Annotated in this window: 13 protein-coding genes; 1 reads left to right on the forward strand and 12 read right to left on the reverse strand. The window is 37.7% G+C overall.

Going from position 1 to position 13,082, the window contains the following annotated elements:
* Positions 1 to 77: 77 nt before the first annotated feature.
* From ACN6MT_RS28490 to ACN6MT_RS28525, 8 genes are all read right to left on the reverse strand, one after another.
* Entirely contained in the window at positions 78 to 860 is a 783-nt protein-coding gene (locus ACN6MT_RS28490) for an IclR family transcriptional regulator (RefSeq protein WP_419954156.1), read from the reverse strand.
* 37 nt (positions 861 to 897) lie between these two features.
* Positions 898 to 2,592 carry a hypothetical protein gene (locus ACN6MT_RS28495; protein WP_419954157.1) on the reverse strand — a complete coding sequence of 565 codons (1,695 nt, stop codon included), beginning with the start codon at positions 2,590 to 2,592 and terminating at the stop codon, positions 898 to 900.
* An 86-nt stretch (positions 2,593 to 2,678) separates the two neighbouring features.
* Positions 2,679 to 3,461: a 2-dehydro-3-deoxy-D-gluconate 5-dehydrogenase KduD gene (kduD, locus tag ACN6MT_RS28500; RefSeq protein ID WP_419954158.1), complete on the reverse strand. Its 783-nt coding sequence runs from the start codon at positions 3,459 to 3,461 to the stop codon at positions 2,679 to 2,681.
* A 25-nt stretch (positions 3,462 to 3,486) separates the two neighbouring features.
* The gene (gene kduI, locus ACN6MT_RS28505) at positions 3,487 to 4,317 is read right to left on the reverse strand and encodes a 5-dehydro-4-deoxy-D-glucuronate isomerase (RefSeq protein WP_157411761.1); all 831 of its coding nucleotides are present in this window, start codon (positions 4,315 to 4,317) and stop codon (positions 3,487 to 3,489) included.
* A 14-nt stretch (positions 4,318 to 4,331) separates the two neighbouring features.
* Complete coding sequence (locus ACN6MT_RS28510) at positions 4,332 to 5,336, reverse strand: sugar kinase (RefSeq protein ID WP_419954159.1); 1,005 nt, start codon at positions 5,334 to 5,336, stop codon at positions 4,332 to 4,334.
* Positions 5,333 to 5,986: a bifunctional 4-hydroxy-2-oxoglutarate aldolase/2-dehydro-3-deoxy-phosphogluconate aldolase gene (locus tag ACN6MT_RS28515; protein WP_419956547.1), complete on the reverse strand. Its 654-nt coding sequence runs from the start codon at positions 5,984 to 5,986 to the stop codon at positions 5,333 to 5,335. The genes ACN6MT_RS28510 and ACN6MT_RS28515 overlap by 4 nt, the downstream gene beginning before the upstream one ends.
* Positions 5,987 to 6,145: 159 nt before the next feature.
* Positions 6,146 to 7,159, reverse strand: coding sequence for a 4Fe-4S binding protein (locus ACN6MT_RS28520; protein ID WP_419954160.1), 1,014 nt, complete (start codon positions 7,157 to 7,159; stop codon positions 6,146 to 6,148).
* Between the two features lie 167 nt (positions 7,160 to 7,326).
* Positions 7,327 to 8,322: a Gfo/Idh/MocA family protein gene (locus ACN6MT_RS28525; RefSeq protein WP_419956548.1), complete on the reverse strand. Its 996-nt coding sequence runs from the start codon at positions 8,320 to 8,322 to the stop codon at positions 7,327 to 7,329.
* 200 nt (positions 8,323 to 8,522) lie between these two features.
* Between ACN6MT_RS28525 and ACN6MT_RS28530 the strand changes: the two genes are divergently transcribed.
* Positions 8,523 to 10,145, forward strand: a complete 1,623-nt coding sequence (locus tag ACN6MT_RS28530; RefSeq protein ID WP_419956549.1) for a glutamine--tRNA ligase/YqeY domain fusion protein — start codon at positions 8,523 to 8,525, stop codon at positions 10,143 to 10,145.
* A 49-nt stretch (positions 10,146 to 10,194) separates the two neighbouring features.
* Here ACN6MT_RS28530 and ACN6MT_RS28535 read toward each other — a convergent pair whose 3' ends face one another.
* From ACN6MT_RS28535 to ACN6MT_RS28550, 4 genes are read right to left on the reverse strand one after another with little or no spacing between them, the layout of a single operon-like run.
* Positions 10,195 to 11,250 (reverse strand): PAS domain-containing protein, encoded by a 1,056-nt coding sequence (locus tag ACN6MT_RS28535; protein ID WP_419954161.1) that lies wholly within the window; start codon positions 11,248 to 11,250, stop codon positions 10,195 to 10,197.
* Positions 11,247 to 11,714 (reverse strand): GAF domain-containing protein, encoded by a 468-nt coding sequence (locus ACN6MT_RS28540; RefSeq protein WP_419954162.1) that lies wholly within the window; start codon positions 11,712 to 11,714, stop codon positions 11,247 to 11,249. Before ACN6MT_RS28540 ends, ACN6MT_RS28535 begins: the two co-directional genes overlap by 4 nt.
* A 15-nt stretch (positions 11,715 to 11,729) precedes the next feature.
* Positions 11,730 to 12,383 carry a response regulator gene (locus ACN6MT_RS28545; protein WP_063253150.1) on the reverse strand — a complete coding sequence of 218 codons (654 nt, stop codon included), beginning with the start codon at positions 12,381 to 12,383 and terminating at the stop codon, positions 11,730 to 11,732.
* A gap of 20 nt (positions 12,384 to 12,403) precedes the next feature.
* Positions 12,404 to 13,057: a sensor histidine kinase gene (locus ACN6MT_RS28550; protein ID WP_419954163.1), complete on the reverse strand. Its 654-nt coding sequence runs from the start codon at positions 13,055 to 13,057 to the stop codon at positions 12,404 to 12,406.
* Between the last annotated feature and the right edge of the window lie 25 nt (positions 13,058 to 13,082).

The raw sequence follows: 13,082 nt of genomic DNA on the forward strand, positions 1-13,082 counted from the left end.
ATGAAGCTTATCTTTAATTACAAACAAAAAGAATCTATTTTTGCACAAAGGCTTTTAAATAGATTCTTTTTGATTAGTTATATAAAAACATAATTTTGCTGTAGTTCTCTAAGGATATTCTCTTTTGTCTTCAATATAGCTTGAACGATTTGGTCTTTTACCTCAAGTGAAATGCGATAGGCTGGTACGCTGACGCTAAAAGCTCCATAGGTTTGGTTATTCATTACCAGTGATACGCCTAGACAATAGACATCTTTCTCACCTTCACTGTCATCTACAGCATACCCATTTCTTCTTATATCCTCTAACTGCCTTAACAAAGTCTCTGAATCTGTAATCGTTGTTTCCGTTATAGCTTTTAGTTCCACTCGACTTAAATAAGCTAATAATTTATTTTCTGGCATTTCTGCAAGTACTGCTTTCCCCATTGCAGAGCAGTAAAGAGGCTTCGATAGACCAATTCTAGAATTCAAACAGACAATTGGCTTATTCGTTTCCAGCTTGTTAACCGTTAAAATTTCATCGCCTTCTAGAACACCTAAGTGTATCGTTTCATCTAAACTATTTTGCAGTTCTTTTAAATAGGGATATGAAATTTTTGAAATGTCCAAATTTGCAAGATATTTATTTGCGTACTTTATCAAGGCACTTCCAAGTTCGAATTTTTTTGTTTCAGGATGTTTTTTCACATAACCAATTAGAAGAAGGGTATCTAATATCTTCAAAGCAGTTGAACTTGTTAGACCTGTTTCCTGCGCAATAATATTTAAGGATTGTGGTTCTTTCTTTGCCGAGAGTACATCAAGGATACTCGCAGCCTTTATTAGAACCGTACCATAAGGTTGTTTGGCATTCTCCATTGTATTACCTCCCTTCATCCATCATTTTATATGGTATTTAATTAATTCCATACTCTTCAAATGAATGTTCTATGTTATTTACGGATCGTTTACTATTTCCTTGATTGTCCAAACTGAAATGTAACAATTCATTTCTCCTTGTTACATAGGACAAAGTTATTTTCCCAATTGAAATATCACCTGTAAAACAATTTTCATTCTTATTATTCATAGCAGTTATAAATGATTCCAGATCATTTATGCCTAACCCATCCGCATCTTTAGAAGAGACTATCTCCATAATAATTCCATTCAAATTAGAAGAAAGCGGGCTCGTAATAGAGATTCTATCTTCTTTTTCTTCCAAATTAAATTCGTTCATTAAATGGAATTGTAAAAAGGTATCTCCAATTTTACCATATCCCCTATGTTTATTAAACTTCCACTCTCCTTTTGGGAGACAGCCAATAATAAATGGAATTGCTTCCTTTTCATCCAAAGGGACATTCCAAATTTGAATCACAGTGTCCTTGTGAAACAAGACTTCTCCAAAAGAACTTGCATGACGATCATCATCAGGGACATAATTTACACCTGGATGAAAAAAATACGCCTGATTCACACTTTCAGATTGTATTACTGGCAAAGTAATATCCCAGCGATGCTGTTCATTGTCATATTCATTTATTCTCTCCCAAATACCACCAACTGCGTATTCAGGCGTTACATAGACATAGGTATGAGCTTCTTCTGACACGAGATCATCAGCATTTGAAAATTGGATTTTTCGTTTTATCTCATTTGGTTGTGTACGATTGGTAACTCTCCTTACCATATCTTCAGAAAGCTCATACGTAAATAGTCCAGTCCCTTCCAATCTAACCGTTTCATTTGGTAAAGGGAAGTCACCAAATTGGATATAATCCAATAGTGTATTCGTATCCTTCGGAGCATCATGCGGCCACTGGCGTGAATGTGGACCTACCCAGGTTCCCTTTAAATAGTAATCCGCCCGCAGCCCCCATAAATGGTCTAAAAGTTCGTTCATAGTCCTCTTTATCTCCAAATCCTCCACAATTTCCCATACACATGTAAAGGATTGGACCCAATGCCAGAACCAAGGAAGTGCTCCGTATTCTTTAAATCCATATCTTCTTATATGATTTAATTGTTGTTCTGCGAGTTGGCGGCCCTGTTTCACTAACTCTTTGTTTTGAAAGAAATCTCCTAGTAATATTTTTAAAGAAGTGTGCTTTGCTTCATGGTGATACATATAAATCAAAGGATGTTTATAAACATTACTTTCGTATATATGTGCTATTGCTTGAAAGCAATCATTTTTTACATTAGTAGGCAGATCATGCTGATATTTGTTGTAGAACAATATAAGTAAACAGCCCATCAATTCAACAGGAAGAGGATTGGGTTTTGCTTTAGATGGTTCGACTCCCAAATTCAATGGCCAATGACCATACATGAGATCGTGAGGATTTTTCTCCTGAAGCGATAGTACCTTCTGAATCATAGTAACAGCTAAATCTTTAGCTTTTTTAATTTGTTCTTCGTTCCAATCACATTCAAAATCCTTATCTGCGCAATAAGCAAATAAATGAATAGCATAATAAAAATTATCTCGTATATCATTATGAAACCAGTATCCACTTTCCATTAATGGAAGGTCCAGTGCTTTTTTAGCTGCTAAGCTTACAATCTCTTTTCTACGATTATTTATTGCTATAGTAGAGTAGTACATGGTTATTTCCCCCAGATAATGAAAAAGAATATAGCTATATAGAAAATAGCTATATTCTTAGTAATTTATACTATAAACAGTTTTTTCTAGCGAACTAACCAGCCGCCATCGACTGGAATAATGGCTCCATTCATATAATCCGAAGCTTTGCTTGCTAGGAAGACTACTACACTTTGCAGATCCGCAGGTGTTGCCCAACGGCCAGCGGGAATACGAGAGGTAATTTCCGCATGACGCACTTCATCCTCACGAATGGGCGCCGTGTTTTTAGTTTCAACATAACCCGGTGCAATGGCATTAATTTGTACGTTATTTATCGCTAATTCATTAGCAAAGGCCTTTGTTAACCCTGCTACACCATGTTTGCTGGCTGTATAGGATGGTACAAATTTACCACCTTGGAAAGAAAGCATGGAAGCCACATTAATGATTTTTCCGCTGCCTTGTTCGACCATTACTTTCGCAGCCTCTTGGCTTAATAAGTAAACGGCGTTTAAATTAATATCCATTACAGCGTCCCAATCTTCTTCCTTATATTCTAGTAATGGAGAACGTCGGATCGTACCAGCGTTATTAACTAAAATATCTACTCTTCCATAGGTTTCTAAGCATTTAGCAATAATATCTTTAGAAACTTGTTTATTTGTTAAATCGCCTTGAAAAAACTCTACACGACGACCTACTTTTTCAATGAGTTCTCTTGTTTCATCCCAATTTTTCCCGTGCGTGACAACAAAAAGGTCAGCACCAGCCTTTGCTAAAGCTACCGAAAATCCTTGTCCAAGGCCTGTATTACCGCCTGTCACAATCGCAACTTTACCATCTAATTTAAAATAATCTAGTGAGAATTGCTGCAAGTCATTCGTCATTTCTGAAAACCTCCGTAATGTTGGTTTATTTTAAATCCTTCATTGGAACCATGTCCATATCATTATAAGTAATGTTCTCGCCGCACATAGCCCATATGAACGTGTAGTCACTTGTTCCAACTCCAGTATGGATTGACCAGCTCGGAGAAATGGCAGCTTGCTCATTGGCAATCACTAAGTGTTTTGTTTCATCCGGTTTGCCCATGAAATGGAATACACGTGTATCTTCTTTCATATCGAAATAAAGGTATGTTTCCATACGTCGTTCGTGTGTGTGACATGGCATTGTATTCCAAGCGCTTCCTGGAGTTAGGATTGTGTAGCCTAATTGAAGCTGACAGCTTTCACAAACGTTTGGATGAATATATTGATAGATGGAGCGGTGATTTAATGTTGCTGAATCACCTGTCACCATTGGTTCGATTTTATCAATACTAATTTTTACATTTGGATATTTGTGATGTGCCGGTACAGACACTGTATAGAATTTTGCTGGATTAGACGGATCATCTGATTTAAATTGGAGATCCTTTGTTTCTTTTCCAATGTAGAAGCCATCTTGCTTTTTCATTGGCTCTTCTGTACCTTCAATAACGATTGATCCTGGCCCGCCAATATTAATAACACCTAGTTCACGGCGTTCTAAGAAATAGGTAACTCCTAATTCTGTAGAAAGTTCTATTGTTAACGGTTGATCTGTTGGTGTTACACCGCCAAAAATCATACGATCGTTATGGGTATACGTTAATCTAACTTCTCCTGGAACAAAAATACTTTCTACTAAAAATTCCTTGCGTAGTTGTTCTGTTGAATAATGACGAATATCCTCTGGGCTATGTGTATAGCGAGTTTCCATTTTATTCACTCCTATTATCGATTTATTTTTGCACTGCCATTTTCCATAAGATTTTCTACTTCTTTTATCGTAAATGGATTACAATCACCATAAATGGTATGTTTCAAGCAAGAGTATGCGGTTGCAAAGGAGACCGTATAGTTTAGGTCTGCACCTGTAACTAATCCATGCAGTATACCTGCTGAGAAAGCGTCTCCGCCGCCAACCCGATCGACGATTGGTTCCAGCTTATGAACTTTAGATACATAGGTTTTTCCATCTTTCCAAAGCGTACCTTGTAAGGAATTAGAGGTAGCGGAGTGGACTTCACGCTTGGTAGAATAAAAGATTTCAATATTGCTATATTTCTCATTCATTTTTTGATAGTAGTAATCTGTATCATCTTGACCTGATTGATTTTCAGGAATGCCTAACAAATAAAGCGCATCCATTTTTCCTGCAGAGCAATAATCCACATATGGCAGGATTTTTGATAGAGCCTTAGACGCTTGGTCATGATTCCAGAGCTTAGAACGGAAATTAATATCGAAACTCACTTTAATATCCCGCTTTTTAGCTTCTTTTACTAAATCCAGAGTAATTTCCGCTAACTTTTCCGAAAGTGCTGGTGTTATGCCAGAAACATGAAGAATATTTACGTTTTCAAAAAGCTGTTCGTAATCCCATTCCCATTCCTGCAATGAAGCAAAGCTGGAATTCGCTCTGTCATAGATAACGGCGGAAGAACGCTCGCCTACACCACTATCAAGATAATAGGTTCCAAGACGATTGCCGCCAAAATGCAACTCTTTTGTCTTAACTCCATACTTTTGGAGGTGTCTTTTTACAGCAAGACCTAAAGCATTGTCGGGTACTTTGCTTGCAAAAGCAACGTCATGCTCAAAATTAGCCAAGTTCACCGCGACATTTGCTTCTGCTCCGCCATAATGGGCCTGAAAGCTTGCAGCATTGCTAAAATGTGTTCCAGTTAAAGTTGAAAGCCTTAACATAATTTCGCCAAAAGTTAGAATGCTGCTCATACGCTCACCATCTTAATTTCATGGTACCTATCTATATATTGCTTAGCTAGTTTCGTAATTTGATCGTAGTTTCCTGTTTTAGCAGGAGCTAATAAGTTCCCGCCTACACCAACCGCTACACAGCCTTTATTTATCCACTCGGCCATGTTATCTAAATTCACTCCGCCTGTCGGCATGATATTAATTTGTGGAAGCGGTGCTTTAACGGCATCCACAAAACTAGGTTCGTATGTACTCGCAGGGAATAGTTTAATAATATCTACACCTGAACGAAGGGCTGTTTTCATTTCGGTTATCGTCATACATCCTGGCAAATATGGTATATGATAAAGATTACAAATCCCCGCAATTTCAGAATCAAACATTGGGCTTACGACAAATTCAGCTCCCGCCATAATTGCGATTCTTGCTGTCATTGCGTCAAGAACAGTTCCTGCACCGACAACGATAGTAGAGTTATCTTTATATTTTGCTGCTGTTTCACGAATAACCTCGTCTGCTTGCGGAGTAGTAAAAGTTACCTCTAAGCCGGTAATCCCGCCGTTTACGAGCGCCTCAATCGTTTTTAGTGATTCTTCTTTGGTGTCTGATCTTAGTACGGCAATCACACCACTTTTTTCTAGCTTCAAGAGAATATTAGCCTTTTTTATGATGTTTACCTCCCTTGGATTTCCAAATAGGAAATGTTATTGTTTATTTGGAAATTTATAATCTTATTATATTGGACAATATTGGGTTTTTCAACCACATTTTATAAAATAATTAGAATAAAAAAAATAACCTGTTTATTTAAACAGGTTACTGATCTATTAATCTATATATTTTGCTTCAGGAATGAGGATTTTCCATTCTTCATAACTTATGATGGTTTCCCAGTGACCTGTTAGTTTGGCAAAGCCGATAATTAAAAAGAAGGCCACAAAAAATGTCACTGGTATAAACCATTTACTTACCTTCTTATTCACAACCGTCATATTTAAGGTGTCCTTTACAGGGCATGCTTCCACACAGGCCATACAAGCCGTACAGTTCAGGTTATTTACGGTTTCTACTTTGTGCACTTTTACTCTGGACGGACAAACCTTTGTACACATTTCACAATTGGTACACGATTCTTCATTTCTGCTGATTTTGGAAATTCTAAATATCGAGCCAAGCCCAATGAACGCTCCATATGGGCAAAGGAATCTGCACCAGAAGTTCCTAAAAAATAAGGATAGCATAAACATTACGATAAGAACTCCTAAGCCAAAACCGCTAATATCTAAGAAAAATGTCAGCATTTTCACATCAGAGATTTTGTTATATGGTTCATTTAAAAAGGCAATCGCCCCATAGGTAGGCATTACAATAACCATCCCCAAGAAGAACAGCAATAATAAATATTTAATGGGGGTTAGCAGCCAAACGAGCCACGTGGGTACTTCAAAATTACGTTTAAACAGCTTTTTTCCTAATCTTGAAATCCATTCACTCACTGTTCCAATTGGACAGATCCAGCTGCAAAATGATCTTCGGAAAATAATGGCACCACCTACAAAAAAGCTTAGCAATACCAGTCCAGCTGGATGAATTAAGTCGAAGTCTCCAGTGGCAAGCCAAACCTTTAATGCCAATAGTGCACTAATCGGCAAAAATCCTTCAACCGCGGCCGGTCTCTTAACAAAAGGTGTTTCTCCGAGGGTCTCAAAATGCATATAAAATTGATAAAAGCGAACACCAACATATAGTAAAAACAACAGGAATAGCGCTTGTACGACGTACCTCGTTATTTGAACCGGCTTTCTCTTCAACTGCTTCTTATACCAGTTCTTTGACTTCATTATGACTCCTCCAATCTTCTTCTCCTTAAATATAAGGAACGAAGCAAAATTGGGGGTGTGATAAAAGTCATCGAAAATATCGTTTTCATAAAGATTTCACAACCGTATACTTATATCAGACAAAATTGGGCAATAGCTGATAAACGTTAAGCCAGTGTTAAAACAATCTACAAATTCCCCTTGTGTTCTACTCCAAACACAATATTATTCTGTTTCCGCGCTTCTTCCGTTACTCGCAGAACAATCATACTCATTTCTTGTAACTTCTTATATTCGTGGTCATCATTTTTTTTAATGATTTCAGCAAATTTCATGCATTCATAGACCATGTCTTTATCTTCTTGGGCAACACTAAAGATTTCACTCTCTTTTGTGTGACTGTCGATGAATTTTATCTCGGAAATCGGTGCCGCATCTTCAAGGACGAAGGTTCCCTTCTCTCCATGAATTTCACATGGCATTACCGAATGAGAGATCTTAGAACATAAAATGGTACAGATAAACTCTTGATACTCCAATACAAGGGTACCGCTGCCATCAACACCGCTTGATAAGATAACTGGATGATAGGTAACTTTCTTTGGTTCTCCGAATAGGCCCACTGCTAAATAAAGTGGATACACACCTAAATCAACCAAGGCACCCCCAGAAAAAGTACTTGAAAAGATATTTGGGTTTTCCCCTCTCAAAAACGAATCATACCTAGAAGAATACTGGATATAGGGAAGCATAGCACTTCTTAGATTTCCTGCCATTTGAATTTTTTCCTTGAGTATACGAAAGTTCGGGGTGTGAATATTTCGTATCGCTTCAAATAAATAAACTCCATTATCCTCAGCCATTTGATAGGCTTCTTCTAGTTCAGCCGTATTAGAAAAGATCGGTTTTTCACAAATGACATGCTTTTTATTTTTTAAAAAGGTAAGTGCCTGCTCAAAATGGACTGAATTGGGCGAAGCAATATAGACCACCTGAACTTCAGGACTTTTAGCCATTTCCTCCAAATCGGTAAAATAATGTGCTGCGTTATATGTATAGGCAAGTTCCTTTGCCTTATCGACTGTCCTTGAATAAACACCGGTTAATTCTAGTTTCCCGCTTTGCTTTGCTGCTTCAATAAAGGAGGATGTAATCCATCCTGTTCCGACTGTACCTAGCTTAATCATAAAATATCCCCTTCCCATTACTTCTTCAAGCTTATATTGTAGCTTTTTTGCATTCTTTTTGCCAATTTCACTATTTTTCTAATGAATTGTTGGGTACAATGGAAAAATATCATAATTTATGTTATTTATAAGTAATAGATGAAAGAAAGAGGTTGAATAGAGTGGACAATCTAGGTTCTAATTTTATAAAAGATGTTATGATTAAGGATTTGGAATCCGGTAAGCATGATAAAATTATCACTCGTTTCCCTCCAGAGCCAAACGGATATTTACATATCGGTCATGCTAAATCCATTATCATTAACTTTGGATTAGCGGATGAATTTAACGGAAAAACTAATTTACGATTTGATGACACCAATCCGTTAAAGGAAGATATCGAATATGTAAACTCGATTAAAGAAGATGTGAAATGGCTTGGATTTGAGTGGGATAACTTATTCTTTGCTTCTGATTATTTTGAAGAAATGTACAAACGTGCGGTTCTATTAATCAAAAAAGGACTTGCCTACGTGGATGATCTATCTGCTGATGAAATTCGTGAATACCGCGGGACATTGACTTCCCCTGGTAAAGAAAGTCCTTATCGTGATCGTTCAGTTGAGGAAAACCTCGATTTATTTGAGCGGATGCGAAACGGAGAATTTGAAAATGGGAAAAAAGTTCTCCGCGCCAAAATTGATATGAAGTCTCCTAATATCAATTTACGCGACCCTGTCATTTATCGAATTTCTCACACTACACACCATAACACTGGTGATAAGTGGTGTATCTATCCAATGTATGCATTTGCACATCCGCTAGAGGACGCCATTGAAGACGTGACGCATTCGATTTGTACCGTTGAATTTGAAGATCAACGCCCACTTTATAACTGGGTAGTGGAACAATGTGAAATGGAAAGTACACCGCAGCAAATTGAGTTCGGTCGCTTAAATGTGACTAACACTGTAATGAGCAAGCGTAAATTGAAGCAGCTCATTGACGAAGGATTTGTGGATGGATGGGATGACCCGCGGATGCCGACTATTTCTGGAATGAGGCGCAAAGGGTTTACCCCTGAATCCATTCGTAATTTTGTTCGTGAAACAGGCGTATCAAAAGGTTCCGGTGCGGTTGATTCGCAAATGCTCGAACACTTTGTTAGAGAAGACTTAAAGTTGAAGGCCCCGAGGACAATGGGCATTTTAAATCCTTTAAAAGTTGTCATTACTAACTATCCGGAAGGTCAAATTGAGTTACTTGACGCAGAGATTAATCCTGAGGTTCCTGAAATGGGCATGCGGAAAATTCCATTCTCACGTGAAATTTATATTGAAAAAGACGATTTCATGGAAAATCCTCCGAGTAAATATTTCCGCCTCTTCCCAGGCAATGAAGTTCGTCTGAAACATGCTTATTTCATTAAGTGTGAAGAAGTAATTAAGGATATTAACGGAGAAGTCATTGAATTGCGTTGTACCTATGATCCGTTAACGAAAAGTGGTACTGGGTTTACAGGCCGTAAAGTAAAAGGAACTATTCATTGGGTGGAAGCAACCAATTCCGTTCCAGCAGAGTTCCGTCTATACGAGCCACTAATCCTCGATAAAACAGAAGATGGAACGGAAGAAGAAGAAAAGTCTTTCCTTGACAATGTGAATCCTGATTCATTGGTAGTATTACAGGGATTTGTAGAGCCGAATATGAGAGAAAGCATGCCGCACGATAAATTCCAGTTCTTTAGACATGGATATTTCAATGTTGATCCAAAGCATACTACCGTTGATAAGCTCGTCTTTAACCGAATCGTTTCCTTAAAAAGTTCTTTTAAAATATAGTAAAGCTAGACATAAAAATAGAACCAAGCAAAAATGCTTGGTTCTATTTTTATCGTTTTGGCTTTGCTGGGACCTCTAGGATAATTTTTGTTCCTTTACCTGGTGAAGAATTGATGGTAAGCTCTCCACCAACAGCCCTTGCCCGTTCATCCATACTAAACAGACCAACACCACGGGATTGGGAATCCAGTTCAAATCCTTTTCCTTTATCCTCGATCATTACTCTAATAACGTCATCTATTTCTCTAATTGTAACAGCTGCCTCGGAAACTTCTGCATACTTCCTGATATTCGTTAAGGCTTCTTGCGTGATCCGATATATCGTTAGTTCAACGCTAATGTCTAAGCGGCGATTTAGTACACACTCAAAATAAACATCGATATGATAGTTTTCTGAAAAACGAGATAGAAACGAACGAATCGCAGGAACAAGTCCAAGATCATCTAATACAGAAGGACGCAGTTCCCATGAAATATCTCGGATTTCCTCTATTAGCTGGGTTGCTTCAGTTTGCATTTGCACTAGCAGAGGATGATTCATTTCAGAAAGCAGACGATTGATGGTAATGAGGTGGCTATATAAATTCTGCCCGATTCCGTCATGTAAATTTCGAGATAAACGCTTTCGTTCTTCTTCCTGAACATCGATGATTGTTGTCATCATTTTCTGTAATTCTTGTTCAACCCGTTTTCGTTCGGTTATTTCGTAGCGGATTGCTAAATATTGATAGGGTTTTCCATTATCGTTCATAAACGGAACAATCGTAGTATCAACCCAGTAAAATGTTCCATCTTTTGCACGGTTGCGTATTTCACCCTTCCATACCTTCCCCGAACCAATTGTTTTCCACATTTCTTTAAAAAAACTAGTTGGGTGGTATCCCGAATTTAATATTCGATGATCCTGGCCAAGAAGTTCTTCTATTGGATACTTGGATATTTGGCTAAATTGATCATTAATATATGTAATCGTACCTCTTGAATCGGTTATTGCCACGATAGAAGATTCATCAAGGGCAAACTTTATATCGATTAATTCCTGCATTGATTTTTTTAATTCTAACTCAAGGTTTGCAAACTCAAGCTGCTGCCGGTCTCTGTTCATACATATCCCCCTAAGCCTAATATCTGGTTTTGTAATATCTGCTCTAATTCCAAGGCAGCATCCTGAACCATTTCTTGGTCATCTTCGGAGAATGTATATTTTTCTCTTTTTCCAACTAGCAGAACACCTTTTGGTGAAGAATTGAAAAATATCGGCACTGCATAACAGGAAACAAGTTTCTCAGCAAGCATAATAGGATGGTCTGTTACCTTTCCATATATATCATTTGGGAAGTCAATCAACATCATAGGACTGCCGCTCGAAATTATTTTTCCAGCAATTCCTTTTCCAAACCGGACAGTGATTCTTTTATATTTATCATTTAAATTTCCTGAAGCATAATGCCAGCGTACATCTGGTCCTACCTCATTTTGAAGGGCTAAAGCAACAAATTCACAGCCAATTCTTTTCTTTAATCCTTCACAAACCTCATTTACCTGTGACATCCCCTTAATCTCGGTCATCCGCGAAAAAACTCCTTAAATACCATAACCTAATAACCCCTTTTTTACGGCGAATTCAACCAATTCTGGTCTGGTTTTCATCTGAAGTTTCTCCATTAGATTTCCTTTGTGAGTTTCTACCGTTTTTACACTTATCACTAACTGTTCAGCAATTTCCTTATTGGAATATCCTTTTGCAATTAGTGTAAGAACCTCTTTTTCACGATCTGATAATAGTTGGTAGGTATCATTACTGCCATGTTTAAGGCTTCCAAGGTATTCTTCCATTAATCGCTTCGTAGCCGCAGGATGAAGGTAGGCATTTCCATTTGCCACAGATTCAATCGCAGACATTAACTCATCATGCGGTGCACTTTTTAAAATACAGCCAGATGCCCCCGCTTGAACCGCTCGAAATAAGTATTCTTCATCATCATGCATCGTTAAAATGAGGATATTCACTTCAGGCATTTGCTTTTTTAATTCTCCGGTCGCCGATAATCCATCTTTTCCATGCGGCATGCTTAAATCCATGACAACAACATTCGGTTTAAGCTTCAACGCTTTTTTGATTCCTTCATTTCCCTCGGAAGCTTCACCGACTACTTCCATCTCAGGATTTGTGTTTAAAAGCATTTTTAAGCCGCTTCTTACCACTGCATGGTCATCAACTAATAAAATTTTAATCAAATGTTACCCCCCTTTACTTCCTAAATAGGAAGAGATATTTCAATAGACGTACCTTCTCCTATTTTAGAGGATATTTCACATTGTCCGCCAGTTAGAAGCATTCTCTCCTTCATTGTAGCAATTCCGAGTGAATAAGGGTTCTTTTCTAGATCTTCTATCTGGAAGCCCCTTCCAAAATCAAAAATAGATATTTTTAGTTCGCTATTACTCCACTTCAAATCTATCCTAACATTTGATGTATCGGCATATTTAGCAATATTTGTAAGTGCCTCCTGACAAACTCGAAACACTGCAATACTATTTTGCTCTAGGATGGGCTTTTCTTCTCCTATGGAGGAAAGCTCAACTACAATTCCAAAAGTAGAAGTGTACACCTTAATATAACTCTTAATAGCTGGAAGTAATCCAAGAGCGGTAAGTGCAGGGGGGTATAGTTCAACGGAAAGTAATCGAATTTCCTGCATTGTTTTTTCAATCAGCTGAGTCATTTCATGTAAATGATTTTTAACATGATCCTCTTTTATCCCGGATTCCACTACTTTTAAACCCGTTAAAATGCTGAATAAGTTTTGTCCTACACCTTCATGAAGTTCTAAGGAGATTCTTTTAATTTCCTCCTCTTGGGCTTGAATGATATAGGAACTCATTTGATTTCTTGTTGCAGAGTATTCCATTACTTTCCCTCCTTTACCCTTATTT

The organism is Neobacillus niacini (genome assembly GCF_048572935.1).
GTDB classification, from domain to species: domain Bacteria; phylum Bacillota; class Bacilli; order Bacillales; family Cytobacillaceae; genus Neobacillus; species Neobacillus niacini.